Annotated in this window: 27 protein-coding genes and 1 pseudogene; 13 read left to right on the forward strand and 15 right to left on the reverse strand. The window is 44.4% G+C overall.

The features are described 5' to 3' along the window. The first annotated feature begins 249 nt into the window (after window positions 1-249). Together OCU46_RS16305 and OCU46_RS16310 are read left to right on the forward strand one after the other, a co-directional pair. A complete protein-coding gene (locus OCU46_RS16305; RefSeq protein ID WP_208733527.1) occupies window positions 250-1,542 on the forward strand; it encodes an extracellular solute-binding protein in 1,293 nt (430 codons plus the stop codon). A gap of 135 nt (window positions 1,543-1,677) precedes the next feature. Then, window positions 1,678-3,333 (forward strand): cellulose binding domain-containing protein, encoded by a 1,656-nt coding sequence (locus tag OCU46_RS16310; RefSeq protein WP_141270579.1) that lies wholly within the window; start codon window positions 1,678-1,680, stop codon window positions 3,331-3,333. Between the two features lie 322 nt (window positions 3,334-3,655). On the opposite strand, the gene OCU46_RS16315 is transcribed toward OCU46_RS16310, so the two are convergent. Further along, window positions 3,656-4,219: a sugar O-acetyltransferase gene (locus OCU46_RS16315; RefSeq protein WP_141270578.1), complete on the reverse strand. Its 564-nt coding sequence runs from the start codon at window positions 4,217-4,219 to the stop codon at window positions 3,656-3,658. Window positions 4,220-4,374: 155 nt separating this feature from the next. Here OCU46_RS16315 and OCU46_RS16320 point away from each other — a divergent pair, with 155 nt between their 5' ends. The 6 genes from OCU46_RS16320 (at window position 4,375) to OCU46_RS16345 (ending at window position 10,729) form a co-directional block, all read left to right on the forward strand. Further along, the gene (locus tag OCU46_RS16320; RefSeq protein ID WP_141270576.1) at window positions 4,375-5,226 is read left to right on the forward strand and encodes a GNAT family N-acetyltransferase; all 852 of its coding nucleotides are present in this window, start codon (window positions 4,375-4,377) and stop codon (window positions 5,224-5,226) included. A gap of 104 nt (window positions 5,227-5,330) precedes the next feature. Continuing rightward, the gene (locus tag OCU46_RS16325; protein WP_141270574.1) at window positions 5,331-5,810 is read left to right on the forward strand and encodes a peroxiredoxin; all 480 of its coding nucleotides are present in this window, start codon (window positions 5,331-5,333) and stop codon (window positions 5,808-5,810) included. 261 nt (window positions 5,811-6,071) lie between these two features. Beyond that, window positions 6,072-6,947, forward strand: a complete 876-nt coding sequence (locus OCU46_RS16330) for a radical SAM protein (RefSeq protein WP_141270572.1) — start codon at window positions 6,072-6,074, stop codon at window positions 6,945-6,947. Between the two features lie 188 nt (window positions 6,948-7,135). Beyond that, complete coding sequence (gene katE2 / locus OCU46_RS16335) at window positions 7,136-8,587, forward strand: catalase KatE2 (protein WP_167495354.1); 1,452 nt, start codon at window positions 7,136-7,138, stop codon at window positions 8,585-8,587. Between the two features lie 229 nt (window positions 8,588-8,816). Further along, window positions 8,817-10,133: an ABC1 kinase family protein gene (locus OCU46_RS16340; protein WP_141270570.1), complete on the forward strand. Its 1,317-nt coding sequence runs from the start codon at window positions 8,817-8,819 to the stop codon at window positions 10,131-10,133. Window positions 10,134-10,195: 62 nt separating this feature from the next. Further along, complete coding sequence (locus OCU46_RS16345; protein ID WP_141270568.1) at window positions 10,196-10,729, forward strand: dihydrofolate reductase family protein; 534 nt, start codon at window positions 10,196-10,198, stop codon at window positions 10,727-10,729. A gap of 7 nt (window positions 10,730-10,736) precedes the next feature. On the opposite strand, the gene OCU46_RS16350 is transcribed toward OCU46_RS16345, so the two are convergent. Beyond that, window positions 10,737-11,189: an HAD family hydrolase gene (locus OCU46_RS16350; RefSeq protein WP_338155904.1), complete on the reverse strand. Its 453-nt coding sequence runs from the start codon at window positions 11,187-11,189 to the stop codon at window positions 10,737-10,739. A 57-nt stretch (window positions 11,190-11,246) separates the two neighbouring features. Next, a pseudogene (locus tag OCU46_RS16355) lies at window positions 11,247-11,747 on the reverse strand (GNAT family N-acetyltransferase); the annotation flags it as partial. Between the two features lie 182 nt (window positions 11,748-11,929). Between OCU46_RS16355 and OCU46_RS16360 the strand changes: the two are divergent. After that, the gene (locus OCU46_RS16360; RefSeq protein ID WP_141270564.1) at window positions 11,930-12,283 is read left to right on the forward strand and encodes a DUF4156 domain-containing protein; all 354 of its coding nucleotides are present in this window, start codon (window positions 11,930-11,932) and stop codon (window positions 12,281-12,283) included. Here the strand turns inward: OCU46_RS16360 and soxR are convergent. The 3 genes from soxR to OCU46_RS16375 form a co-directional block, all read right to left on the reverse strand. Then, complete coding sequence (gene soxR / locus OCU46_RS16365; RefSeq protein WP_141270562.1) at window positions 12,280-12,738, reverse strand: redox-sensitive transcriptional activator SoxR; 459 nt, start codon at window positions 12,736-12,738, stop codon at window positions 12,280-12,282. The two genes, OCU46_RS16360 and soxR, sit on opposite strands and share 4 nt — an antisense overlap. A 68-nt stretch (window positions 12,739-12,806) precedes the next feature. Continuing rightward, window positions 12,807-13,037, reverse strand: a complete 231-nt coding sequence (locus tag OCU46_RS16370; protein ID WP_141270560.1) for a hypothetical protein — start codon at window positions 13,035-13,037, stop codon at window positions 12,807-12,809. After that, complete coding sequence (locus OCU46_RS16375; RefSeq protein ID WP_141270558.1) at window positions 13,034-14,230, reverse strand: iron-containing alcohol dehydrogenase; 1,197 nt, start codon at window positions 14,228-14,230, stop codon at window positions 13,034-13,036. Before OCU46_RS16375 ends, OCU46_RS16370 begins: the two co-directional genes overlap by 4 nt. 288 nt (window positions 14,231-14,518) lie before the next feature. Between OCU46_RS16375 and OCU46_RS16380 the strand changes: the two genes are divergently transcribed. After that, window positions 14,519-15,244: a MipA/OmpV family protein gene (locus OCU46_RS16380; protein WP_141270556.1), complete on the forward strand. Its 726-nt coding sequence runs from the start codon at window positions 14,519-14,521 to the stop codon at window positions 15,242-15,244. A 124-nt stretch (window positions 15,245-15,368) separates the two neighbouring features. Next, window positions 15,369-16,397: an NADP-dependent oxidoreductase gene (locus tag OCU46_RS16385; RefSeq protein WP_141270554.1), complete on the forward strand. Its 1,029-nt coding sequence runs from the start codon at window positions 15,369-15,371 to the stop codon at window positions 16,395-16,397. Window positions 16,398-16,464: 67 nt separating this feature from the next. Here the strand turns inward: OCU46_RS16385 and OCU46_RS16390 are convergent, their stop codons facing one another. From OCU46_RS16390 to OCU46_RS16410, 5 genes are all read right to left on the reverse strand, one after another. Continuing rightward, window positions 16,465-17,100 carry an RpiB/LacA/LacB family sugar-phosphate isomerase gene (locus OCU46_RS16390; RefSeq protein WP_141270552.1) on the reverse strand — a complete coding sequence of 212 codons (636 nt, stop codon included), beginning with the start codon at window positions 17,098-17,100 and terminating at the stop codon, window positions 16,465-16,467. 142 nt (window positions 17,101-17,242) lie between these two features. Next, window positions 17,243-18,004 (reverse strand): 2-dehydro-3-deoxy-D-gluconate 5-dehydrogenase KduD, encoded by a 762-nt coding sequence (gene kduD, locus OCU46_RS16395; protein ID WP_141270550.1) that lies wholly within the window; start codon window positions 18,002-18,004, stop codon window positions 17,243-17,245. Between the two features lie 273 nt (window positions 18,005-18,277). Next, entirely contained in the window at window positions 18,278-19,738 is a 1,461-nt protein-coding gene (locus OCU46_RS16400) for an alkaline phosphatase family protein (protein ID WP_141270548.1), read from the reverse strand. A 197-nt stretch (window positions 19,739-19,935) separates the two neighbouring features. After that, window positions 19,936-20,322 (reverse strand): VOC family protein, encoded by a 387-nt coding sequence (locus OCU46_RS16405; protein WP_141270546.1) that lies wholly within the window; start codon window positions 20,320-20,322, stop codon window positions 19,936-19,938. A gap of 199 nt (window positions 20,323-20,521) precedes the next feature. Next, window positions 20,522-21,433: a LysR family transcriptional regulator gene (locus OCU46_RS16410; RefSeq protein WP_141270544.1), complete on the reverse strand. Its 912-nt coding sequence runs from the start codon at window positions 21,431-21,433 to the stop codon at window positions 20,522-20,524. Between the two features lie 119 nt (window positions 21,434-21,552). Here OCU46_RS16410 and OCU46_RS16415 point away from each other — a divergent pair, with 119 nt between their 5' ends. Continuing rightward, entirely contained in the window at window positions 21,553-22,497 is a 945-nt protein-coding gene (locus tag OCU46_RS16415) for an NAD(P)H-dependent oxidoreductase (RefSeq protein ID WP_141270542.1), read from the forward strand. Between the two features lie 116 nt (window positions 22,498-22,613). On the opposite strand, the gene cyoE is transcribed toward OCU46_RS16415, so the two are convergent. From cyoE to OCU46_RS16435, 4 genes are read right to left on the reverse strand one after another with little or no spacing between them, the layout of a single operon-like run. Continuing rightward, complete coding sequence (gene cyoE / locus OCU46_RS16420; protein WP_141270540.1) at window positions 22,614-23,510, reverse strand: heme o synthase; 897 nt, start codon at window positions 23,508-23,510, stop codon at window positions 22,614-22,616. Next, window positions 23,507-24,556 carry a COX15/CtaA family protein gene (locus OCU46_RS16425; RefSeq protein WP_141270538.1) on the reverse strand — a complete coding sequence of 350 codons (1,050 nt, stop codon included), beginning with the start codon at window positions 24,554-24,556 and terminating at the stop codon, window positions 23,507-23,509. Before OCU46_RS16425 ends, cyoE begins: the two co-directional genes overlap by 4 nt. Before the next feature lie 40 nt (window positions 24,557-24,596). Then, on the reverse strand, window positions 24,597-25,157 hold the full coding sequence (locus OCU46_RS16430) for a hypothetical protein (protein WP_141270536.1): 561 nt from the start codon (window positions 25,155-25,157) through the stop codon (window positions 24,597-24,599). Window positions 25,158-25,159: 2 nt separating this feature from the next. Then, complete coding sequence (locus tag OCU46_RS16435) at window positions 25,160-25,876, reverse strand: SURF1 family protein (protein WP_244311366.1); 717 nt, start codon at window positions 25,874-25,876, stop codon at window positions 25,160-25,162. 25 nt (window positions 25,877-25,901) lie between these two features. Between OCU46_RS16435 and OCU46_RS16440 the strand changes: the two genes are divergently transcribed. Next, window positions 25,902-26,123 (forward strand): DUF2909 domain-containing protein, encoded by a 222-nt coding sequence (locus OCU46_RS16440; protein WP_141270532.1) that lies wholly within the window; start codon window positions 25,902-25,904, stop codon window positions 26,121-26,123. The last annotated feature ends 13 nt before the right edge of the window (window positions 26,124-26,136 follow it).

Raw genomic sequence — 26,136 nt, forward strand, 5'->3', positions numbered from 1 at the left:
TAAGTGTTTTAATGAGTTTGATTTGATTTAAATTCCGCGACTTCTATGTAAAACCCCCACAATACTCACTTTCTTTAATCTAACGATTCTATTTTTATTGCTTGGCTTCAAATTAGCTATCCCTTCATATTGGTGAATTAGTAACTGGTTGCATTAAAAACTTAATATACGTATACATCTTTTTGTAATAATTTGAATGTTAGACTATTTTCACACATTGAGAGTAATTGAAATGGTTAGGAGTAAATGGTGAAACTTAATAAATCTGTACTGGCATTGGGTGTTACAGGGTTAGCATCGATAGCAAATGCCGATGAGTCTGCGTCAATTGAATTTTGGCACTCACTTAATAATGGCGCGATTGATGCGGTATGTGAGTCTTTTAACGAACAGTCAAAAAACAGTATTGACTGTATTTATCAAGGGGACTACGACACGGCGATGCAAAAAGCCGTTGCTGCGATTCGCTCGAACAACCACCCAGTACTGATGCAGTTTTTTGATGTTGGTACAACAGACCTAATGATGTCGGGCATCTCTAAGCCACTAGAAGAGAGCTATAGGGACGTAAACTGGAGCGACTACATCTCTGGTGCACGTGGCTACTACCAAGATGCGGACAATAAGCTGATGTCTCAGCCGTGGAATGCGTCAACAGTTGTGCTTTACGTAAACAAAGGTGCATTGGCTGAGGTAGGAATTACTGAAACGCCAAGCACATACGAAGAGCTTCACACTGCAATGGTTAAGCTGAAAGAAAGTGGTCATGAATGTCCTTATACTACTGATGGTGGAGCTTGGCGCATACTTGAGCAAGTAGCCGCGCGACATGGTGTTGACATTGCAACCAAGCACAATGGCTTTGACGGTCTAGATGCAGAATACACGGTGAACCAAGGGCTGATTGTTCAGCATCTAAATAACCTTTATGACTGGAACCAAAAAGGTTTGGTCAAGCTGGACCCACAAACTCGCGCAGGCCGATATACGAGTGCTTTTACAGCCAATGAATGTGCCATGATGGAAGCGTCTTTGTCAGCGTATAACGCGTCCTCTTCTGCATTAGGCTCAGATCTTGAGATCAGCATGGCTCCAGTTTACGAAGGCTATGACCGATATAATACCTTTGTTGGTGGTGGTTCTTTATGGATGCTTGATGGTCATAAGACGAAAGAAGAAACCGTGGCAAAAGAGTTCCTTGATTACGTGCGTAAACCGCAAACGCAAAAAACACTAACAGAAATGACAGGTTACCTGCCAGTAACACAAGATGCCTACCAATATATCATTGATACAACGGATGAAAATGATCCTAAATTTGCTTCAATCCATGCAGGTTTTGAGTCACTAAATCAGCCAAGTAACGCTAACTCACGTGGTATCCGCCTTGGATTTTACACCCAGTTCCGCAGTGTGTTCCAAGAAGAGACACAAAAAGCCTTCTCGGGAGATATCAGCATGCAAACAGCACTTGATAACGCTAAGCGTCGTGGCGACCAGCTACTGCGCCGATTTGAACGTACATACCGACACAATAGTTAAATTGTTCTGCCGAATATAGACAAGACTGAATATAAATTATCGGATAAAGAAAATAATCTACTTGTCTGTTCATCAAAGAATATTTGGCAACAAATAGTTACTCAACTCCCTCATATAGTATTTTAAGGATTAATAATGAAACTTGTAAAAATGCTCGGGATCTCATTGATCTCGGCAAGCTGTTTTATTGGTGTAGTGAACGCTCAAGATATCGCCCGTGATGACATAATGATCATGGCTCACCGTGCTGATTGGCGGGCATTTCCGGAAAACTCTTTACCAGCTATTCAATCTGCGTTGGATAAGGGTATTGAAATTATTGAAGTTGATATTCGTATGACTTCTGATGGGGTTATTGTTTTATCCCATGATACCTCAGTTAACCGTACAACGGATGGTAGTGGTTCAATATCATCTATGACGTATGATGATATTTTGCAATTACGTCTGAGAGAATACCTTGGTGGTGAAACCACAGTAACTGATCTCCATATGCCGACATTGCAAGAAGCTCTGGAATTAATTGATGGGCAAGCGATGATCTTCCTTGATAAGGGGTGGCCGTTGCGTGAAGAAGCCTATGAATTGGTCAAATCTATGGATATGCTTGATTACGTTATTTTTGATACCAGCTCAGGACCTGATGCTGTGGCTGAGTTTGGTAGAAAAGATAATCGCATTCAACAGCTATACCGGATTAGCGCGAATAATGTTGATGATATCCCGCATTTTGAAGACCTAAACTATGTCCCATATGCGTATTCACTAAATTATAATGATTATCTTGAGCCGCACATCCAACCAGATACTCTTGAACGTATTCAGGCTAATGGTACAAAAGTGATGTACAACACCCTGTGGTACGGGCAGACGCCTGATGCAACCGATGAGGTCAGTCATTTTAACCCTGATGCAGGCTGGGGGCGTCTGATACGCCATATGCGTGCAGATATTATCCAAACCGATAATATTGATGAAATGACATACTGGCTCGATAACAAATCGCTGCCTCATCTCGATAACCAGTCTGTGATTGTGATGGCTGATGAATTTGGAATGGAAGGCTTTGGAGTGTCATATTTTGATTCTGTAGCCAGCCCTTCAAATGGCCCTACTCGTCCAGCTGATGCGATCGAGTTCTGTGATAAAAACGGAACCCACTTGATGTGTAATATCCGCAATGATGAATGGGTAAAGTATGAAGTAACTATCCCGCAGACAGGTTACTACGATGTTTCAGCACGTGTTTCATCAAGGCAGCAAAATGCAGGTGCTTTCTTTCTTGAATTCGGGGAAGGGGCAAGCAATTTGCAGCATAAGGTAATGAACACCAGTACTCATAATGTCATGATGCATGACAATGTGGGCGAAGTTTATCTAGATGCAGGTAAGCAGGAATTTACATTCCGAGTTGATAACAGCGCTTCAAACAATAATTTCAACGTCCATTATTTCATGTTTGAACCGGTTGATATGTCATTGCCAACTGCAAGCTGTGAGTACCATATCTCGAGCGAATGGGATAACGGCTTTATTGCCAATGTTCGTATTCAAAACCTGGGCCATGAAACCATTTATGGCTGGGAAGTTGACTGGAACTATACAGATGGAGCCAAAGCCGATAGCGTGTGGAATGCCAACTTGCGTGGGAACAACCCTTATACTGCGAAAGACCTTGAGTGGAATGCTTTGATTCTCCCTGGACAAACGGTGGAGTTTGGCATCCAAGGTAAGAAACAGCAGGGTAATGCCCACCAAATCCCACATATCAACGGAGATATTTGTGGGTGAAATTAATCGCAAGATCAGGCTGAATTATTAAACTTGAGTGGACATAAGTTAAGCTAGCAGGCAAGCCTGCTGGCTTTTTTGCGTTCTCTGCGAAGCCGGTTAGCCGATGAGATTGAAAAAAGCCTGAATAGCCACCGACTTGATAGACACCTTTTGATAAGCAGCCTAAGCTGCTATGAATAGAGCTTTGCCATAATCCAATTAATCCGTAGTTAGCTAATTTAGTAAAATCACTGACTCGTTTTTGTCCACTTATGAGTTAGCACGTTCTATTCCTTTATCCCCCAATAGTCTGAGCAATCAATCAGGGACTTGTAATTGCCTATTCTTGCTCACTCTCATGAATCCGACGAATCAGCTTCGCTGGTGTTCCGCCATATAAAGAGTCAGGTGGAACATCTGAATTCACTACTGAATTTGCAGCAATAACTGAACGTGCGCCTATCGTTACGCCTTGGTTGATAACCACGTTGCCGCCGATCCAGACATCGTCTTCCACTGCGATAGGCTTGCAGAAGGTTTCCCATTTTCTGCGAGATTGAAAATTCAGAGAGTGGCTAGCGCAATAGAACTGGACGCTCGGGCCTACCAAGACGTTATTACCAATTGAAATCTTAGCGCCATCTAACATGACCACGTTCATATTAAGGAAGGTGTTTTCACCGATAAATATGGTCTTGCCAAACTCACAGCTAAATGGGGAGCGGATAATGCTCGAGTTTGGCATTGAACCCATCAGCTGTTGCAAGATATCGGTGCGCTGTTGGCTACCTATGGTTTGATTTAACTGCTGGAGCAGAATTGCGGCGGTATCTCGGATCTTATTGATCTCTTTGTCACCACCATCAAAATCTTGTCCTTCAAGCATATTTTCAAATTCGGTCATCTTACATCCAGTCTTCCAACGAAATACGTCGTGAACTATACCTGTAAAATTTGGCGTTCAATAGCGGTGCTCGCCCATATTTCATTTTAACTCAGGTCTATACTGATATCGGTGACTGACATGGATAGGTCAATCTGACAGCTTAGGGAGAAACCATGAGCGAGCATATTTACTCAATACAAACTATGAGTCGCGCAGAGATAGACACTGCGGTTGACTGGGCTGCCAGTGAAGGCTGGAACCCCGGGTTACATGATGCCGATTGCTACTGCATTGCTGACCCCAGCGCTTTTCTAGTTGGGTATCTTGATGATGAACCCATCGCCGTTATCTCAGTGGTCAAATACGATGAATCGTTCGGTTTTCTTGGTTTTTATATCGTCAAACCAGAATATCGCGGTCAAGGCTATGGGATACAGATCTGGGATGCGGGAATTAAGCGGTTATCGGGGCTGAATATTGGCCTTGATGGTGTGGTTGATCAGCAAGAGAACTATAAAAAGTCTGGTTTCAGATTGGCTTACCGAAATATTCGCTATGAGGGGACGGGCGGTGGGGATGTTCCCCAAAACCCTGATATTGTTGAGCTTTCATCGATTCCTTTCGATACTTTGAATGCCTATGACCAACCTTTCTTTCCTGCCGATAGAACTGAATTTACTAAGGCATGGATAAGCCAACCAGACAGCCACGCACTTGGGGTCATGATTAAAGATAAACTTGTTGGTTATGGCGTGATTAGGCAGTGTCGAAATGGCTACAAAATTGGTCCTCTGTTTGCCGATTCCCCTGATCTAGCAGAACAGCTTTTCTTAGCGCTCAAAGCAAGGGTCACCGACTCTGATGCCATCTTTCTTGATACACCAGAGATCAATCCGTCTGCAGTTGCATTGGTAGAGAACTGCCAGATGACTAAATCCTTTGAAACGGCTCGTATGTATACCGATTCGTTTCCCGATTTACCTCTAGAACGGACCTATGGCGTTGCTTCCTTTGAGATTGGCTAGAGTCCACTAACTGCATCAGCCAGAAAACAAACTGACCAATTCAACCTAGGCTGAATCCAACTGTAGGCTAAACTCATCTGTACTAGATGACACGGAGAACAAAAATGATTCAGAAAGGACAAGCAATACCTGCGGCGACCCTAAGTGAGCTCACGGATTCAGGCATGGTCAGTCACAGTACAGATGACTTATTTGCTAATAAGCGCGTGGTCCTGTTTGCTGTGCCAGGGGCATTCACACCTACTTGTTCAGAGGCTCACCTACCTGGATATGTTATTTATGCCGATCAAATTAAAGCGGTGGGTATTGATACCATTGCTTGTATCGCTGTGAATGATGCCTTTGTCATGCACGCATGGGGTGAAGCACAAAATGCCAGCGAGATACTCATGCTTGGTGACGGGAATGCCAGCTTCACCAAAGCACTTGGACTTGAGATGGATACGGCCGGCTTCGGTGGCATCCGCTCTCAGCGCTATGCCATGGTCGTAGACAATGGTGTAGTCACCCATCTAAATGTCGAGAAAGGCGGTGAGTTTGAAGTGAGTAACGCAGAAACCATATTGGGCGCGTTAAAAGCCTAAATAAATATAGCGACCTCAGAGGCAACTCATTTCAGATGGGAGATAGCGCTGGTCATCCAGCCATAAGTAACTAGAACTGTTATGGGGCGAGCAATCGCCCCATTTTTTACCTAGCGCAACGGCAAAGGCTGCGATACTGACAGCTTTTCATTGTCTTGATGCAATTATTAATATTTTCTTAAAACTGATTTGGCCAGCACCTCATTTATCTCGCTTCTTCTCAGCAGTAGACTTCTGCGCTCCAACACTAAGGAGTTTTCTATGCATTACGAAGGTAAAATTTATCGTCCATGGATGGAAGCTGAGAGCGTACTGATTCAAGCCACTCTTGGTTGCAGCAATAATCAATGTACATTCTGTACCATGTTTGATGATAAACGCTTCAAAATCAGAGACATTGAAGGCATTTTTCAAGATATTGAAGAAGCACGCAGATTATATCCGCACGTTGAATCTATCTTTTTGACCGATGGCAACGTGATGGCAATGCGCACTGAGATGCTGGTGAAGATCTTAGACAAAATCAAAACCACGTTTCCGGAGATCAAGAACATTGCGCTCTACTCTGGTTTCAACGATTTTCGTCGTAAAAGTGTTGCTGAACTAAAAGAGATTAAGTCAGCGGGGCTAAGTATGGCCTATTCCGGCTTAGAGTCTGGTGATCCTGTCGTACTTGAAAGAATTAAAAAACGCATGACTCGAGAGCACGCAATCGAGGGTATGGAGATGGCTCGTGAAGCAAAGATTGGTGTATTAGCCTCCTTTATCTTTGGCTTAGGTGGTAAAGAGCGCTCTATGGAGCACGCGATAAATACCACCAGTTTGCTCAACATCATGAAGCCAGATGCTATTGCACCAATGGCCCTTGCCATTCAGCCTGGCTCTGAGCTTGAAAAAGAACTGCATCGCGGCGAGTTTATCTTGCCAACACCATTGCAGATCCTAGAAGAGGAAAAATATCTTCTAGAGAACATGGATGATTTTCATTGCTACTACTGGGGCGACCACGGCAATAACATCTCGCCAATGCGAGGCGTAATGCCAGCGGCAAGAAATGCATTTCTAGAGCGCATTAATAGCAACATAGCGCACAACCCAATTACCAAAGAGAATGTCATACAAACATTCGCATGGTAATCATAATAAAGCCTTGTTTATCAAGGCTTTAATTTCTCAAGACTTACACCACAAACTGGTCTGATGTCACAAAATAAGACAATACGACAAACAAACATCAAATTCACACCAAACATTTGATTTACATCAATACAACAGTTTGTTGGCGATTGATAATCGTTCTCAGATGTAAACAAATGGAAGTGATTATGACTAAGAAACTCACCACTGCTGGCGGCTGCCCTGTCGCACATAACCAAAATGTTCTTACTGCGGGAAAACGCGGCCCTCAACTTTTACAAGATGTATGGTTCCTTGAGAAACTCGCTCACTTTGATCGTGAAGTTATTCCTGAGCGCCGTATGCACGCAAAAGGCTCTGGAGCTTACGGCACCTTCACTGTAACCCACGACATCACAAAGTTCACAAAGGCAAGGATCTTCTCCGAGATAGGCAAAAAGACTGACCTTTTCGCTCGTTTTACCACTGTAGCCGGTGAGCGAGGAGCTGCTGATGCAGAGCGAGATATCCGAGGATTTGCTGTTAAATTCTATACCGAAGAAGGTAACTGGGACTTGGTTGGCAACAATACACCAGTGTTCTTCCTTCGCGATCCACTGAAGTTCCCTGACCTGAACCACGCAGTTAAGCGCGACCCAAGAACCAACATGCGCAGTGCTGAAAACAACTGGGATTTTTGGACTTCATTACCTGAAGCGCTTCATCAGATCACCATAGTAATGAGTGATCGTGGTATTCCGGCAAGCTACCGCTGCATGAACGGTTATGGCAGCCACACCTTTAGCTTCATTAATGCAGACAATGAAAGATATTGGGTGAAATTCCACTTTAAAACTCAGCAAGGCATTAAAAACCTAACGGATCAGGAAGCAGAAGCTCTGGTTGGTAAAGATCGCGAAAGTCACCAAAAAGATCTTTATGAAAATATTGAGAACGGCGCTTTTCCAAAATGGGATCTTAAAGTTCAGGTGATGCCAGAAAAAGATGCAGAAACCGTCCCGTACAATCCGTTTGACCTTACAAAAGTTTGGCCACATGAGGACTATCCTCTGCATGATGTGGGCGTACTAGAGTTAAACAAGAATCCTGAAAACTTCTTTGCTGAAGTAGAGCAATCAGCATTTAACCCTGCAGCTGTAGTACCAGGAATTGGCTTCTCTCCTGACCGCATGTTGCAAGGTCGATTGTTCTCCTATGGTGATGCTCAGCGTTATCGTTTAGGCGTTAACCATCATCAAATTCCGGTTAATGCGCCTCGCTGCCCTGTACACAGCTACCACAGAGACGGGGCAATGCGTACCGACGGCAACTTTGGTTCGACTATCGGCTATGAACCAAACCAACATCAAGAATGGGCGCAACAGCCTGAGTTTTCTGAGCCACCACTAGAACTGCAAGGTGTTGCTACTCACTGGGATCATCGTGAAGACGACGATTACTTCACTCAAGCTGGCAACCTTTTCCGCATCATGCCTGAGGATGAAAAGCAGCGCTTGTTCGACAATACCGCTCGAGCTATGGATGGGGTTTCAACTCATATTAAGCACAAGCATATTTCCCATGCGCTACATGCGGACGTTGCTTACGGTGAGGGACTTGCAAAGGCTATGGGGATAGACATCGAAGACGTCACCAAGTAGAGGAGCTATTTCATGCTTGAAGGTATCTTTCAAATTCTCTCCCTAGAGGAGCGCTATTTGATTATGTGGTAGCTAGCTTCAGCAAACAGCTCTAGCTATAACGCTTATAAAGCCCTGTCGCATCTGTGCCACAGGGCTTTTAATTACATAGGGATCATTGATCTTAAGCTTGTCAGCTCTGGTATAAGTCTTTAATTTAAAAAGAATCTGAACCAGGGATATTACTCGCATGGCTTCTGAAGAAAGCAAAGTACCAACTCACCGCCTCTCTCGCTTTGGTAAATTTGCCTCGCTCGCCACTCGAGTGGGCGGCGCTATGGTAACCGAAGGCGCAAAACAGCTTGCACAGGGCAAAAAGCCCAAGGCAAAAGACCTACTCCTCACCCCTACCAATATAAAAAGAGTGGCCGATCAGTTAGCCCATCTTCGAGGTGCAGCCATGAAGGTAGGGCAATTGATGTCTATGGATGCAGGGGACCTCATCAGCCCTGAACTGGCTGACATTTTATCTAGGCTCCGCTCAGACGCCTCTCCTATGCCTACCAAACAACTCGCGACTGTACTGTCTGAAGAACTCGGGCAAGATTGGCAGCAGAACTTCATTGAATTTAATTTTAAGCCAATAGCCAGTGCCTCTATCGGACAAGTGCATCAAGCCCATGCCGACGACGGCACTAAACTAGCGATAAAGGTCCAATATCCCGGCATCAAGCAAAGCATCGATAGTGATGTGGACAATGTAGGTACCCTACTCAATGTCGTTGGCTTAATTCCAAAGGGCGTGGATTATAAAGACCTGCTTGAAGAAGCAAAAAAACAACTGCATGCGGAAGCCGATTATCTTTTGGAGGCAGACCTACTCAATCGCTATAAGTTGTTATTAGAAGATAGCCCTGACTTTATTATTCCCGACGTGCTTCAGGACATTACCACCGACAATGTGCTCTCGATGACGCACGTGGCGGGTAAGCCTATAGAGTCACTCCAGCACGCCGATCAGAACACTCGCGATCGCGTGATGACACTCCTGCTGGACCTGCTGTTCAAAGAGATATTTAGCTTTAAGCTCGTGCAAACCGATCCCAACTTTGCCAACTTCCTTTACGATGAGACGAAACAGAAAGTAGTGCTTCTAGACTTTGGTGCAACTCGAACCTACAACGAAATCATTAGCGATGGTTATCGCCTCGCCTTTACCTCTGTCATCAATAATGACGACAAAGGATTAGACCAAGCCTTAACTCAGATAGGCTTTTTCAGCCAACAGATAATACCCGAGCAAAAGCAAGCCATCTTCAACCTAGTCAAACTCGCCTGTGAGCCACTCAAATGTGATGGAAAGTATGACTTTGGTTCGAGCAACTTGGCTCAAAGACTCAGCCAAGCTGGAACTGTACTCAGCATGGAACAAGATTACTGGCATACACCACCAGCAGATGCTCTTTTCCTGCACCGAAAAATTGGCGGGTTATATCTTCTCGCGGCAAGACTCAATGCTAATGTTGATGTGGCTGAGCTGTTCGAATCGTATCGAGTTGACCTTTAATTTATTGCTCTTAAGTACCTATAAGGTATTCTTTTTTAATACCACATAGAGCGGAGCGCCACATGTCGAACATCGTTTACATCGCCACTAGCCTTGACGGCTTTATAGCAGACAAAAATAATCAAATTGATTGGCTTCATGATGTGCCAAATCCTGAAGGTTCAGATTTTGGTTTTGCCGAGTTTATGGATCGGGTCGATGCTCTGATAATGGGGCGAAACACTCTAGATATCGTACTGAGTTTTGGTATTGATTGGCCATACTCAAAACCGGTCTTCGTATTGAGTAACACTCTGACAAAGGTGCCTGAAGGGCTAGAAGAGAAAGTGTTTTTAGTGAATGGTGAGCTACCTAAAATTGTTCAATCGCTTAATCAAAAAGGTTTTAACAAACTTTATATTGATGGCGGAAAGACCATACAGGGCTTTCTAAGGCATGATCTGATTGATGAGCTGATTATCACCACAATACCTATTCTACTGGGAGGCGGGATCCCGCTGTTTTCGGACCTGACTGCACCTTTAAAGTTCCAGCACATAAAATGCGAAAGACTGGCCGATCACATGGTAAAAAACACCTTCATTCGTACCCGATAAACACAGCTTATAGCAAATTTTCGATGGTATTGGATAAGTCGTGCAGGCTTTCAATTTGAGGGATGTTCTGAACTCCCTCTTTATGCGAGCTTTGACGATTTAGCCACACCACCTTTAACCCTGCCTCAATGGCAGGATTGATGTCTTTATCTAGCGTATCTCCTACCATCAATACAGAATCAGGCTGTGTGTGCAGCGTATCCACAATCTTATGAAAGAACTCTGCACTCCCCTTGCCAATGCCAAGATTGGCTTTGCAAAAGTACCCAGTTATGTATCTATCTAAGCCCACTCTTTGAAAGGCTTGTTGAATATCACTCTCGGCAGAGTTGACCGCATTTGTTGCCACATACAATCGATAGTTCTTTGAAAGACCCTTTAGTGCATCAGTTGCGCCATCAACCGTGTAAACCTCTGGCCAGTCGCACATCTTTCCTTGCTGATTGGGTAAATCGACCATCAAGGTATCCCCCCAATCAAACAAAATGGTGTTGATAATTGAAGCACTCGGTTTATGCCATTGGTAGATATGATCAGCGTAGGAGACACCCCCGATCACGTAGGTACCAGGAATGGTTTTTCTGAGAATAAAGCCTGACTTTTCAAGCACCCGCTCCGAGCTGAGATTCCCCTCAGTGACTGTGGCTGAGAAGTGATCAATAGCATGCGTTTCTTGAGCCCATTCGATTAAACATTGCAGCGATTCTGTCGCATATCCCAGCCCCTGAAACTCCGGTAGCAACATATAGCCGACTTCAGCGACACCATCTTGCATACAAAAGCCAGTGAGTCCTATTTTCTCCCCTGACGATTGATCAGTTAACACTAAACATAGCCAGTGAAGTGAGTTCTTATTCCATGGTTGAATTCGCGCTTGAAACTTCAATTGAATGTCTTTAAGGCTAGGCTCATCAAAGCACAAAGAGATAACACGCTTATCAACATGCAAGTTGTGAAAGAGTGTCCAGTCGGATTCAGATAAAGGGGTAAGCGATAGGCGCTGTGTAGATAATTCCATTAAAGGGCTCTCATTTCTCAACTCATCACATCAGACAAGTCCACTTTCTCTATCACTCTAATTAATCATAGATTTACGAGAAAAGAAAACAGATAAACAATTGAATTTAAATAATTCTTAGTCAACAATTCATAGAGAGAATTCAATTGTGAATCGAACAGGTCTACAGATAAAGGAAACGAATGAAACATTGGCTGGCACTTTTTGCCTCAGTTACTTTAGTGGGCTGCACAACACCAGAAACCTTGCTGATGCCAGAGGCAAAAGATGTACACGTTAGAACCAACAACGCTCCATTGGTAAGACACTGCGAATGGGTAGGAGAAGTGACGGGTAGCGAAGGGCACTGGTATTCATACCTCTTTTATCCTAACGATATACTTATCCAAGGGGCAATAAACGAGATAAAAAACAATGCTTATCTATCTCAAGCCAATACCGTTGTTTTACTTAGCCCTCACTATTTCAAAACCTCGGCAACCTTTGTAGGTACCGCTTACAACTGTCCCATTGCCGACCCCAAAGAGAAGCTTTAATCTTCCGGCGGGCCATCAATTAAATACCGTGCACCACTTCCTCGAACGGATGCAGTGTCTTCAGGGTTAAATAACTTACAGCTTTTCAGCGACAAGCAACCACATCCAATACAGCCATCAAGATTGTCTCTCAATCGCTGCATTTCTAGTATTTTCTGATCTAACGAGGTAGCCCACCGCTTAGACATTCGAGCCCAATCTTTCTTAGTGGGTTGTTTATGGTTAGGAAGCGCTTCCAATGCGAGCTTAATCTCTTCCAGACTAACCCCTATTTGTTGGGCTGCTTTAATCACTGAGATCACACGAATTGTGCTGGCGGGATAACGCCTTTGGTTACCCTCTGTTCTTATGCTTTCTATCAGTCCTTTACTCTCATAAAAACGTAACGCTGATGTAGCCACCCCGCAACGCTTAGCAGCCTCACCTACCGTGAAGAAACGTGTATTCAAAGCCAATGCATCCTCCTTTAAACTTCGAGTTAACTTTAATTACTTACCTATAAAGAATAGACATTACAGAGTTCCTACGAAGATTCGCTATCTTCATTTTCCGCATCTAAGGCTTTTGAGGCATCACGAACGGCCCACACACAAAGTCCCATCATAGTAAACGGAATGGCAGCCGCAACATATTCAACCCACCCCATTTTGGCTAATACGGGAGTCAGAATAATGTGTCCAAAAATAGAGAGAAACGCCACAATGAGCATGGCTATGATAATTCTGATTTGGCTCTTATGGGCAGGATTACTCATTGTTCAAACCTCTTAACTAAGCCTTTTAACAAGCTCTGACACTGCTTTTCGTTCATTTCGACAGGAACAGGATAATCGCCAAACGCCTCATCAATAGCTTGCTTTGCTATTCTAGAAATATCGGCAATCTTTAATTCATCAATGGTTTCTGGGATCTCGATGGTACGAAGAAGCAACTCAACTTTGTCTATAAAAGCCTGCGCATTCGCCATATCCGTATCACCTGTGGAGAACCCTGTAGCCTTTGCCAACAATGCAATCGAGCTTGGGTCAGACACCGCAGTAAAATGCAGCACCGAAGGCAATACAATGGCATTAGCACGGCCATGAGGGATGTGATAAAAAGCGCCCAACTGATGTGCAATGGCATGGACATAACCAATGTAAGTGCGAGTGAAGGCAAGGCCAGCCTCATAACTCGCCATTGCCATTTCTTGCCTGGCATCTAAATTATTGCCATCAGCAACTGCGACGGGCAACCATCTAAATATTCGTTGGATTGCTGAAATCGAAAGTTGCTGTGAATAAGCGTTCGAATAACCACTGATATAAGATTCTATAGCGTGCGTAAGAGCATCCGCCCCTGTTTCAGCGGTAATTTTAGGTGGCAATCCAGCAATTAGGTTTGCATCCAAAATCGCGACCTTTGGCATAATAAAAGGGTCGGTAATGGCTCGCTTCTTTCGTGATTGATGATCGCTTATCACTGCAGCAACGGTCCCTTCTGAGCCTGTCCCCGATGTCGTTGGCACTGCGATAATGGGATAAATGGGCCTATGAACTCGCATCAGTCCAAGGAGTTTACTGACATCCTTGTTGGTTTTAGCGCAAGCGGAGATAGCCTTGGCACAATCGATTGGAGAGCCTCCGCCAATCGCAATAATGCCATCACAGTGTGCGGCAACAAACTGGCTAGCCCCTTTTCTTACCTCATCAAAGCCGGGATCTGGTTCAACTTCGTCAAACATTGCAAAAGGTAAGCCCGCCCTCTGTAAAGAGATCAATACCGGCTCGATCAGCCCCAACCTAACCAACACTTTGTCTGTCACTATGAGTGGATGAGTAATACCTAGTTCTTTACACAACTCGTCAACTTGACTCACCGAACCTTCCCCTGCCACTAGTTTTGGCTCCGGAATGGGTAACATCTTTAAAAACGGCTTTTTTACACCAACTAATATCTTGTGAAGCATGCCCTATCCTTGGTCGCTCAGCTCAACCTCATAGTAAGTGAACGACCACAGGGCTCAACAGGAATAGGGTCAACTTGTTATGTAGCTTCGATAAATTAACGTTAAAGTGCGCGTCTCTACCTTCGTGAGTTCATCAACGGCCTCGATCGACCACGAGCAAAACACCAATAGTCCCTTCAATTTTTTGGCGCCACTTAAAGTAGTCTATTTCCAGTCGCTAAAGTCGCTATGAAATTTTATTCGACCGACTCCGTTCTTGATATTTATTACAATAACGGAGTATTGATAATGATTTGTAGAGTTGCTTTCGCACTGTCGATTCTTTTAGGCAGCACTCAGCTTTCCTTCGCCGATGAAGAATACGGAATTATTGGAGGCAGCATCACCTACAGTGAAAGTGTTTTCTCAACCAAAAGTACACCCAAATTCAGCGCGACCCCAAATTTATTCTATTCTGACCCAAAGGGTTTCATTGATGGCAGCCTAGTCAATTGGCAGTTGCTACCTTATGTTGGTTTGTCTGGAAATTGGCGCTTTGCTGAAGTGTCAGACAGCATCGTTGACCTACCTAATGGCATTCAAGATAGAGACGGCAATGGAGAACTCGGGATAACCGTGGGAACGGTAGGCGCTCGGCTCACCTACTTACACGACGTCACTTCAGAACATAATGGCTACGAAGTTCAGCTTCATTTAGGTAGAACGTTAGAAACATGGACACAGCCATTTACCATCACACCCTACTTAGAAGTCGATTATCGTGACAAGAAGCTATCCAACCACCTCTATGGTATTTCCAATACCGAATCATCTTCTTCTGGATTAAAGGCATTTGATGCTGGGTCAACCTTTGTTTATCAAGCAGGATTAATTGGACTCTATGAGTTCACACCAAACTGGATTGGCATCAGCAAGATGGAATTGATTCACCACGATACGAGCAGTCCTCTCATCCAAAGGGATATAGGATGGTCGCTAGAAATCGGGTTAACTTACCGTTTTGCGGGCTTGTAGTGACCCGACTTCCAATAAAAAAACCAATGCAATATTAGAGCGGCAACTGCACGCTTTAAGACAAAATAGCGTAGACTGGTCAGACTAGATATTAAATCTATACCACTAAAAGGGAATTACTTTAATGACAACTGTTAATCGTCAGCTTGTACTCGCATCACGCCCAGTCGGCGCTCCTACACCAGAGAACTTTCGTTTAAATACCACTGCTTTACCCTCTATTGGTGAGGGGGAAGTATTGCTTCGCAGTGTTTATTTATCTCTGGACCCCTACATGCGTGGCCGAATGAGCGATACAAAATCCTACGCTGACCCCGTTGCGATTGATGAGGTCATGGTTGGCGGTACGGTATGTCAGGTGACTGAATCAAAACACCATGACTTTGCACTCGGTGAGTGGGTACTCTCTTTTAGCGGATGGCAGGATTATGGTGTATCTAATGGAGAGGGATTGATCAAGCTTGGTATGAATCCCGAACAACCGTCTTATGCCTTAGGAGTGATGGGCATGCCAGGCTTTACGGCTTACATGGGGCTACTAGATATAGGTCAGCCTAAGGCCGGTGAAACTGTCGTTGTTGCAGCTGCAACAGGCGCGGTAGGTTCTATGGTTGGCCAAATTGCTAAGATCAAGGGTTGTCGTGTTGTAGGTATTGCAGGTGGCGAAGAGAAGTGCCAATTTGCTGTAGATACATTAGGATTTGATGCCTGCGTCGACCATAAAAGTGATGACCTTGCTGAACAATTAGCCAACGCCTGCACCGATGGTATCGATGTCTATTTTGAAAACGTGGGTGGTAAAGTATTTGATGCTGTGATGCCCCTGCTGAACACATCGGCTCGCATTCCATTGTGCGGCCTAATCTCTCAGTACAATGCCACTTCACTGCCTGATGGGCCAGATAGACTCTCTATGCTAATGGGACAACTATTGGTGAAACGCATCAAGATGCAAGGTTTTATCATCTTTGACGATTACGGCCATCGTTACCCTGAATTTGCTCAGCAAATGATGACTTGGCTAAGTGAAGGTAAGATCACCTACAAAGAGCACCTCGTACAAGGGCTAGAAAATGCGCCAGAAGCCTTTATTGGGCTACTTGAAGGAAAGAACTTTGGCAAACTGGTAGTACAAACCAATCAGCCTATTTAGGCCTTGATTCAAAAAAGAAAGGCCAGCTGTTAACCACAGCTGGCCTTTAATATCTTGGTACTAAGAATTAGTCGATTAGAGAGCGAACGTACTCAGCAATCTCTGAATCTTGGCAGTTAGAGAAGAAACACTCTTGGAACTGTGCGCTACCAACAGCCTGCTTCACTAGCTCTTGGTCAATAGCACGTAGAGAAGCAACAACGTCTTTGCAAACCGCAGATTTTACTTCGCTTAGGATAGCCGCGTTAGCTTGTTGAGGTGCAGCACGCTCAATTGGGTAGCCTTCACCACGAGCACCTGTAAATGCTTTTTCAAAGATGTAGCGAACGTTTAGTTCACCCGCCCAACCAAAGCCCTTAGCGAATGCTAGAGCAATAGCATTGCCGTTGTTGATTTGGTTGAATAGGAATGCATCTGATGGCTCTAGGCAGTAACCACAAACCACACCAGGGTGTAGGTTGCTTGCCATAAGTGCACCTTGACCTGTACCACAACCAGTTACAACGAAGTCTACAGCCTTAGAGTTAAGAAGGATGCTAGCCATGATACCAAGGTGGATATAAGTTAGGTGGTGATCGTTTTCATCAGTCATACCAACGTTGAATACGTCGTGACCAAGACCGCCAGCAACATTGTTAAGCTCAGTAGCAACCATTGCGTTCTTAGGCGCTTGGCTGTTTTCCATCATAAGTGCGATTTTCATTGAATACTCCTGCAGTCCCCTGCAATAAATTAATCTAATTATAAGTCTTGGGCTGAAGATACGCTGCAGTCAGCACATCTTCTCGACACACGGCTATCGATATTTGAACTCTAGCGTGGCCCGAATTTGTCCAGTGTTCTTGTTAGCGAGACAGCCAACCGCCATCGACGGCAATGGTGTATCCGTTGACATAATCTGATGCTGAAGAGGCCAAGAATACACAAGGCCCCGCAAGGTCTTCAGGTTTGCCCCAGCGACCAGCGGGAATGCGATCAACAATTTCTTTGTTGCGCTTTTCGTCAGCACGCAATGCATCAGTGTTGTTTGTTGCCATGTAGCCAGGAGCAATCGCATTCACATTGATATTGTGACTTGCCCATTCATTGGCCATCAAGCGCGTAACCCCCATTACACCGCTCTTTGACGCCGTGTAAGAAGGTACTCGGATTCCCCCTTGGAACGACAACATGGAAGCAATATTAATGATCTTGCCACCTTCACCTTGCGCAATCATTTGCTTAGCGACCGCTTGAGAAAGGAAAAAAACTGATTTTACGTTGACGTTCATCACGTCATCCCAATCTTGCTCAGAGAAGTCGATAGCGTCATTGCGGCGGATAATTCCTGCGTTATTAACCAATACGTCGATACGACCTAGTTCTGTCACTGCGCGATCAACAATGTTAGAAATACCATCCGTTTTTGAAAGATCTGCGCGTACATCAATAAACTTTCGGCCCAGTTCTTCAATCTTTTGCTTCGTTTCCGCCGGTTCTGACTGGTTAACCCCAACGATGTCACAGCCTGCACTTGCAAGCCCAACAGCCATACCTTGACCAAGTCCGGTATTGCAACCCGTAACGATGGCAACCTTGCCCTTTAGGCTAAAAGAATCAAGAATCATGTTGCTTCCTCAAAAAGTGTAATGGTTCAAACGAGGTCATTTCTTTGTTGCAAGTACTATAGCAATTTTTGAAACTGCATTTCAAATAAAATTAAAACATTATTTTATTTAATTATGAGCGTGATCTTATTTTTATGATCTAGAGTGGGTTCGGAGAGAGCCTATGCCCTTGTAACACCTAAGAAATAGCGATGATATGAAGTATAGAGGAGGTGGGGTATGAAGCAAAAAGAGAGCAAAACGGGGTTGCCAAAGCAACCCCGTCAAAGAAAATTACTTAAGTTTCAAAGCATCAGCAATGACATGATAGATGTAGTTTTGTTCGACAACACCTTGGAACAACCATGCTTGTGGTCCTCGAGCAAAGATAGCAACATCCTCGCCCGAATGCGTCTCAGAGCTTAATTTGATCAATGCTTGTTGCATATAATCAGGATCAACCACTTGCTCAGCAGTCACATTTGGACGCTCGCCCTCAATACCACCAGGACCATTGCCATAGATCAGCGTAGTATAGGATTTACCAGACGCATCTTTGTTTGGCTGGCCACCACTCATAGATAAACCTAAGATATCATTACCACGCTCTGCATAACCATTTGCCACAAAGCTATGCGCATGGTCAGCTGTGACGATCACTAAAGTATCTTTCGGATTTGTTTTCTCTAAAGCGATCTGAATAGCTTTATCAAAGGCTAATGTATCTTCTAACGCCCTTGCAGCATTGCCTGCGTGGTGAGCATGGTCAATACGACCACCCTCGACCATAAGTACATAGCCTTTTTTATTGTTCTCTAGAATTGACAGCGCCTTTTCCGTCATTTCTGCAATTGAAGGCTCTTTGTTCTCTTGAGTTCGGTCTAGCTCATATTCCATGTGAGAAGGGTTAAACAGCCCCATCACTCGAGACTTATTATCTAACTTGTCAAAGCCGTCTCTATCAAATACGTAGCTCGCATTTGGATAGCGTTGTTGCCATTCTTCAATCAAGTTTTTGCCATCACCGCGTTGACCAGAAAAGCCTTGCTCGTCTTGTACATCAGCAGGTAAAAACTCTCTTCGGCCACCAGCAAACACAACTTGCACGCCATCACCATGTTCAAAATTCACCAGTTGGTACGCAATATCGGTACAACCATTAGATTTGTTGTAACTTGAGATAGCCGAGTCGTTCTCCCAATCTCTGTCTGGGCTATGAGCATAAGCAGCCGCTGGAGTAGCATGAGTAATACGCGTGGTCGTCACTAGGCCAACCGATAATCCATTATCTGCAGCGGATTGAAACGCACTTTTTACTTTATTTTCTTCAACGTTGTTGCAAAATCCGCGCTTGACCTTCTCATTCACGCCTAACACACCTGAGCTAGTTTTCACTCCAGAGACCATAGCGGTTGCTGTACCTGCTGAGTCTGGCGTTTGCATATCAGTGTTATAGGTTTTTGCCAGTGCCGTATGAGGCAAAGATTCCATACTCAGTTTAAATTCTTCGCCATCTAAACCTTGTTGCTGACCTGCATAGATACGAGCCGCAGTAATAGTTCCGACGCTCATGCCGTCACCGACAAACAAGATCACGTTCTTCGCTGGGCCATTGATAGGTTTGACCTTCTTCGCTTGCTCTAGGGCAATTTGGCCTTCCTTGAACCACTGATCTGATTGTTGTGGTAACTGCGCATAGGCAGATAAAGAGGCACATCCTGCTATCACTGATAAAACTAATCCACTGCGTTTCATTCTCATTTCTCCATATTTTTGAGATTATTCGAAGGATTGATTTATAACTGCTGACTCTTCGAGACAATGTTAAATTACACAGTTCAGGTGACAAGAATGTGCTCAATGATGACGTGTTTTTGAATCTTTGATTAACGGATTATGACAAAAACGCCCCATCAAGAAACTTAATGGGGCGTGGCAGTAAAAAGTGTCGACTAAGTCACTTGCATAAAGTGCGTCGCGCAGATTTTATTACCTGCAGGGTCTCTTAAGTAAGCCATATAAAGCTGAGTTTGGGCGTTACCACGAACCCCAGGAGGCTCTTCACATTCAGTTCCACCATTATTCAGTCCAACTTGATGCCAACTATCTACCAAATCTTTACTGGCGGCTTTGAAACCGATAGTCATACCATTGCCATGAGTAGCAGGCTCGCCATTAATGGGATTGGTGAGGCAAAATACGCCGCTGTCAGAAAAATAAAAGCAGCGCCCTTTTTCGTCGATATTGCCTGCCTGATATCCCAAGGTCGTCAACAAAGCATCGTAAAACTTTTTTGATGCTTGCATATCATTGGTACCGATCATTACGTGACTGAACATAGGCTTCCTTTACTGTTTGGTGAGTATTTAATTTGCAGTAATAAGACACCTTTGTCTAGTTGTCTAAATTACAACTTTAGTAACTGTAATTAGGGAGTGTCTGAGTTGGTGATGAGCTCTCTAAGATCCTAGATATTTACTACGTAAATTCTAGGATGACGTCTAAAAGTCAATGCTCTAGTGTTGTAGGCACATTTACCTAGGTTATTTCATTGCTTGATATTTTCTCAACCAGATAATCAATTAATACCTTTACGCGACGAACTTTCTGACTATTTTGCACATAGTATAGATACATTCCCGGGTAGCTAGCCCATTGGTCTTTCATCAGGGGAATGAGTTCACCGCTATCAAAATAGGGCTTAACGCAAGGTTCTATGATACTGCTAATTCCGACACCTTTAATAGCGGCATCTATCTCTAGATCAGTATCATTCACTATGAGAGCGCATGGCATTTCAACTACGACCCTTTGTCCGTTTTGAATTAACTCTAACGGAGCAAGTTGATTGGAGGTGATGTAGCGATACTGCACATACTTATGGTTCTTTAGATCTTCAATAGATTGCGGTGTACCGTACTGTTCAAGGTATTCTTTGGACGCAAACAATGCTCCTTTCATCGGTTCCGTTAGCTTTTTCGCCACCATATCAGGCTGTACTTTGTCACCAAAGCGTATACCTAGATCAAAACCTTCTCTGACAATATCCACCGCTGCATCGGACACAGAAATCTCTAACTGTATCTCTGGATACTGAGCACAAAACTGCGCATAAATCGGGCGTAAATAGACCTGATAAACAAAACGAGGAACGGTGATACGCACGGTCCCCGATGGGGCCTCACTGAGTTCATTGACACTTTCTAGTGCGTGATTTAACGAAGATAAGGCATCTTTGGTTCTTTCATATAAGAGAGTGCCGGCATCAGTAAGATCCATTCGTCGAGTTGAGCGATTAAATAGCGTGAGCCCTACATTTGCCTCTAGTAGTTTTAGGGACTGACTCACCGTTGGAGAGGTCATTTCCAGCTTTCGAGCAGCACCACGAATACTGCCTTCTTCTACGATACTTTGAAATGCGACTAGCTGATTGTATGTCGTTCTTTTCATCACAGTTCTATTGTTAGGCTTTATCTAATTAAATAATAGAATAAATAGCTCTACTCACGCAATAAGTGAAGACCTAGAATACTCCTAATTCAAGCGTTAACCCTTTATGGAGTAGAACAATGAGCAAGGTTTTAGTTATTTCTGGTCATCCAAATCTAGAAGCTTCTTATACAAATAAAGTCATCCTAGAGCAGGCAGAAAAAAATGTGCACAACGTCGAGGTTCGTCGTCTCGATACGCTTTATCCCGACTATCGAATCAATATTGAGGCTGAGCAACAGGCACTGCTTAACGCGGATGTCATAGTGCTGCAGTTCCCATTTTACTGGTACTCAGTACCCGCATTGCTCAAGAAATGGATCGATGATGTCTTTAGCTACAATTTTGCCTACGGCTCAAAGGGCGACAAACTGAAAGGTAAAGATTTTTTGCTTTCGTTCACCATTGGCGGGCCAAGTGAATCATATGAACCACTAGGTTATAACCACTTTAGTATCGAGCAACTAATGATGCCACTACAACAAACCGCATACCTAGCGGGAATGAACTTTCAGAAGCCACTCTATACGCACGGAATGGTCTTTATTCCAGGCGTATACAATACACAAGAGGACGTAGAGACAAAGGCCATGGAGCACGCTAATACACTTGTATCACGTATTGATGCCCTCGTTGATTCAACTGAAAACCGTGTCAGAAAATTGGTGAAGGAATGGTTCGCAAAGCTAGATGTATTGCCTGAAAATGGAGATTACTTCCTAGAAAATCTCTCTGCGAATATCGCTTGGTTTGCTCCTGAAGGGGAGTTTAATGGCCATGCGGGCTTTAACGACTGGTACCAAACCGTGCGCAGCATGTTCAAGCCTGATTGCCAGCATATAGTGGAAGATGTAAAAGTGTTCGAGAATGGCAGTGACATCAAAGCCGAGCTGCGGATCCGTTTGATTGCAGAGACCTTTGACGGAGAATCCATCAACTTATTGGTCAATGAGACATGGAATTTAGCGGTTCAAGATAGCAAGTTAGTAATCACTCGCTATCTTGTAGAGCCGCTTCAAGGATAAAGGTTCGCCTTGTGGTTGTTCCCAAGATGTTTTCTTGGGAACCCTTTAGTATTGGTGTTCGAAGGCGCTTCGGTTGAACATTTCGGGGGCGACGTGAAGGAAACGGAGACTCCTTTTTAAATGTAGTGATCCACCAGCAAAGCGACAAACAACAGCATCAAGTGATAGATAGAAAATTTAAAGGTCTCCATTGCTTGTTTGTTATCAGCTTTGTATTTCAACTTCCAAGCATGGTAAATAAAGCCTGCACTGAGAATGGTTGAGCTTGCGAGATAAATCTGACCGCTCATGCCAACTAAAACAGGCATCGCACACACTAAGGCAAGCAAGATGGTGTACAACAAGATGCTGGTTTTGGTGTACTCAACACCGTGTGTCACTGGGAGCATTGGGATGTCTGCCTTAGCGTAATCATCCTTGCGGTGGATAGCCAGTGCCCAAAAGTGAGGGGGGGTCCAGATAAAGATAATCATAACCAGTAGCCACGCGTTCGCGTGCAACTCACCTGTCACTGCCACCCACCCGAGAAGTGGTGGCATTGCACCTGCGATTCCGGCAATCACGATGTTCTGCGGAGTGGCGCGCTTGAGGTATAGAGTGTAGATAACGGCATAGCCAAGTAAACTCGCAAAGGTGAGCACCGCTGTTAGTGTATTCACCCCTGCCACCAATATTATAAATCCAACCACGCCAATTGAGGTCGCAAATAGAAATACCTTGGCTGAGGACAAGTCACCAGAAGGCAAAGGACGCTTGTAAGTACGCGCCATGATGGCGTCGATACGTTGATCTATAAGGTGATTAAAGGCTGCGGCCGAACCCGCCATCAAACCAATACCCAATAAGCCGAGCAATGATTGCTGCAATGGCAAAGCACCGGGCATCGCAAGACACATCCCCACTACAGCCGTGAGCAACATTAACGCAACCACTTTAGGTTTAGTCAGTTGATAGTAACTCTGAAAGGTGCTTCTGGTTCTCGTTAGTGTTTGCGAACCGGCAAGATTGCTCATACTGAATACTCCCTTTCAGAATCCTGTGTCAGTGGGTTAGAAGCAGTCACCCTAGCCCATACGAAATGATTGGTTGCAACTAAGGTTACCAATAACAGTGCTGCGCCTAGGTTATGCATTACTGCGTTGATAAGAGGAAGATGGAAAATAACATTAGCGATGCCCAACCAGACCTGAACCGCAAGGCCAAAGCCAATGGCTCTTATATAGACCTTTGCCGCTGGCAATGAACTGCGCCACAACAACACCATTAACGAAAGCAAGGCAGAAGTTGTAATCAGTGCCCCTACCCTGTGCGTTACATGTATGGTCATTCTCGCCCCGTAATCCAGCACCCCGAATTCATAATTTTCAAAGCCTGTTTGGATGAAGTTAAAGGCATTGCCAAAGTCGAGGTGATTTTGCCAATCACCTTGGCATATTGGTAAAGACGTGCACATCAGGGCGGCATAGTTAGATGATGTCCAGCCTCCAAGCATGATCTGAAGAAGTAAGACCCCTGTAGCAAATACCGTAAAGCCTCGCAGGGTGGACAATGATGAATGGGACAAGTTTATCGAAGCGTTCTGTGTATTTCTCAATCGGCACATGAGCAAGGCGAGAAGACTGAATAGCGTAAATCCACCGAGCAGATGGAGCATGACAATCACAGGCATGAGTTTCAGCGTCACGGTCCACATACCAAGGGCAGCTTGAGCGATAATCACCGCGCTCAATACGATAGGGAAAACTTTACCAGTAGCTGAACTTTTCCAAAGAAGAAAAGAGAGAGCAAATACCACGAGGCCCAATGTACCTGCAAAGTAGCGATGTATCATTTCTAGCCATGCTTTGTGTGTTTCTACTGCTCGCTCAGGAAACAACATCTCTGCCTTAGCGATGTCTTCGGGTTGCATTGGCACGGCAATTTTTCCATAACACCCTGGCCAATCAGGACAACCAAGACCTGCGTCTGCTAGTCGAGTGTATGCACCTAATGCAATCACCACAAAAGTCATAGCTAAGGCTAACCAGGTCAATCTTTGTATTGAAATGCGTCCTTGCATATATTCTCCTTACCTATCTCGTTTTGGCATACTCAGACTATTACCCTACTCGTGAAAGCTTAAGGATTTTGCGTACGTCGGCGATCAGTCCTTTATTTTGCGCGACAAGCGCACTCGCTTCAGCTTGTGGGTAACGCATTACCCACTGTCCCAATGGGTCAACCAGTAAATAATCTTGCGACTCAACAGGAACAGGCTTCGAGTTCAACTGTAAAATGGGGTAGTTAGATTGGTTAGTGGCAAGCCAACTCTTATCAGCGGTTTCTGACACATATAAAGTCACCACCACGCGCTCACTGTAAGCACCAAGTGCAATATAACTCTGATTCAATAAGTGCCATCTTTGTTCACAGGTTTGATCGCACTTATCAGGGACAATGAAGGCTAGCTGCCAGGTTTCAGACACAGGGCTCACAAGATCCGCAGATTCAAAGGTGAACCTCGGCTCAATAAGCACTCCCTTGTTGGTAACCCCGGCCTGATACCATCCTTGATTCAATATCAGGTGAGCGGCAATAACAGGTAAGGTAAATATCAGGATCAAAGCCAGTAGCTTTAAGCGCCCTTGTTTTTGCGGAGGATTAATCGTTTGGCTATGCATAGTCATTCCTTAACTTTTCTTTTTCTTACCACAAACAAGACAACAAGAAGGGCATAAACAACTGCCATACCAAACCATTGAAATGCATACCCAAAGTGCTTCTGTGAGGTCATTGGATAAGGCGACCAAATCCTCGGTAAATGATTACTTGGCAAGGCGAAGGGCTGAAGGACAAAGCCAAACAAGGGGGTGTCTAGCACCTCAGATAATTGCTGTATATTCAGGTTTTGAATGCGAATCCCTTCAAGCATTGGTTCTTGCATCACATCGCTACTTAACGGGTTAATACTTCTCTCGTACACACGACCGACCAAATTTTCTGAAGCTCCAATGCTGTTGACTGGTGGTAATCTATCTCTCGTTGAAGGAGCCTTGGCAAACCCTAACTCAACCAGCAGTATTTGCTTTTCCCCCTGATAATAGACAGACATTGGCTGCAATACGGTATAACCCACCCTTCCCTCGTGCGTCACGTTATCGATATAAATAAGGGGCAATGCTTCCGGTCTAACATCTACCTGCAAAGGGAACCCAGTAAGGGTATATTCACTGTCCATTGCTGCTAATTGCTCAATCACCATAGGAGTCATCTGCTCCCTATCTTGCAGCTGTTGCTCGAGATGCAACTTTTCCTCTCCGCGCGACAATTGCCAAAAACCCAGTTTGACCAGAACCAAAAACAGAACCACAGTTAAGACAGTCGCTACTATCCACAGCACTTTTGCTGAAGACCTAGGAGACCTGATGTCACCACTGCTGTTCAAATTAATCATCATCCTCTTACTGCTGTTTATCGTCTTCAATCTGGCTCTTGCAATGATACACATGGTGCGAGAAGAGCCTGATTCTAAGGTACCTATGAGTCGCTATCTTGGTCGTCGTGTCGCGCTATCTGCTGTCGTTATCCTATTTTTGATCCTTGCGTTGAAACTCGGATGGGTGGTTCCAAATCAGCGGCCGTATTAGCTAATTCAGCTTA

Origin of the sequence: Vibrio comitans, assembly GCA_024346835.1 — a bacterium.
In the GTDB taxonomy this organism is placed as follows: Bacteria; Pseudomonadota; Gammaproteobacteria; order Enterobacterales; family Vibrionaceae; genus Vibrio; species Vibrio comitans.

Coding starts and splice junctions, on each gene's coding strand:
- OCU46_RS16370 (WP_141270560.1), bottom strand. CDS start 13,037: ATGAGTAATCCTGCCCATAAGAGCCAAATCAGAATTATCATAGCCATG.
- OCU46_RS16410 (WP_141270544.1), bottom strand. CDS start 21,433: ATGAAAAGAACGACATACAATCAGCTAGTCGCATTTCAAAGTATCGTA.
- OCU46_RS16350 (WP_338155904.1), bottom strand. CDS start 11,189: ATGGTCGATTTACCCAATCAGCAAGGAAAGATGTGCGACTGGCCAGAG.
- OCU46_RS16315 (WP_141270578.1), bottom strand. CDS start 4,219: ATGACCGAATTTGAAAATATGCTTGAAGGACAAGATTTTGATGGTGGT.
- cyoE (WP_141270540.1), bottom strand. CDS start 23,510: ATGAGCAATCTTGCCGGTTCGCAAACACTAACGAGAACCAGAAGCACC.
- OCU46_RS16325 (WP_141270574.1), top strand. CDS start 5,331: ATGATTCAGAAAGGACAAGCAATACCTGCGGCGACCCTAAGTGAGCTC.
- OCU46_RS16345 (WP_141270568.1), top strand. CDS start 10,196: ATGTCGAACATCGTTTACATCGCCACTAGCCTTGACGGCTTTATAGCA.
- OCU46_RS16390 (WP_141270552.1), bottom strand. CDS start 17,100: ATGAAAATCGCACTTATGATGGAAAACAGCCAAGCGCCTAAGAACGCA.
- OCU46_RS16415 (WP_141270542.1), top strand. CDS start 21,553: ATGAGCAAGGTTTTAGTTATTTCTGGTCATCCAAATCTAGAAGCTTCT.
- OCU46_RS16360 (WP_141270564.1), top strand. CDS start 11,930: ATGAAACATTGGCTGGCACTTTTTGCCTCAGTTACTTTAGTGGGCTGC.
- kduD (WP_141270550.1), bottom strand. CDS start 18,004: ATGATTCTTGATTCTTTTAGCCTAAAGGGCAAGGTTGCCATCGTTACG.
- OCU46_RS16425 (WP_141270538.1), bottom strand. CDS start 24,556: ATGCAAGGACGCATTTCAATACAAAGATTGACCTGGTTAGCCTTAGCT.
- OCU46_RS16400 (WP_141270548.1), bottom strand. CDS start 19,738: ATGAAACGCAGTGGATTAGTTTTATCAGTGATAGCAGGATGTGCCTCT.
- OCU46_RS16380 (WP_141270556.1), top strand. CDS start 14,519: ATGATTTGTAGAGTTGCTTTCGCACTGTCGATTCTTTTAGGCAGCACT.
- OCU46_RS16310 (WP_141270579.1), top strand. CDS start 1,678: ATGAAACTTGTAAAAATGCTCGGGATCTCATTGATCTCGGCAAGCTGT.
- OCU46_RS16385 (WP_141270554.1), top strand. CDS start 15,369: ATGACAACTGTTAATCGTCAGCTTGTACTCGCATCACGCCCAGTCGGC.
- OCU46_RS16320 (WP_141270576.1), top strand. CDS start 4,375: ATGAGCGAGCATATTTACTCAATACAAACTATGAGTCGCGCAGAGATA.
- katE2 (WP_167495354.1), top strand. CDS start 7,136: ATGACTAAGAAACTCACCACTGCTGGCGGCTGCCCTGTCGCACATAAC.
- OCU46_RS16340 (WP_141270570.1), top strand. CDS start 8,817: ATGGCTTCTGAAGAAAGCAAAGTACCAACTCACCGCCTCTCTCGCTTT.
- OCU46_RS16330 (WP_141270572.1), top strand. CDS start 6,072: ATGCATTACGAAGGTAAAATTTATCGTCCATGGATGGAAGCTGAGAGC.
- OCU46_RS16375 (WP_141270558.1), bottom strand. CDS start 14,230: ATGCTTCACAAGATATTAGTTGGTGTAAAAAAGCCGTTTTTAAAGATG.
- OCU46_RS16405 (WP_141270546.1), bottom strand. CDS start 20,322: ATGTTCAGTCACGTAATGATCGGTACCAATGATATGCAAGCATCAAAA.
- OCU46_RS16440 (WP_141270532.1), top strand. CDS start 25,902: ATGTCACCACTGCTGTTCAAATTAATCATCATCCTCTTACTGCTGTTT.
- OCU46_RS16430 (WP_141270536.1), bottom strand. CDS start 25,157: ATGCATAGCCAAACGATTAATCCTCCGCAAAAACAAGGGCGCTTAAAG.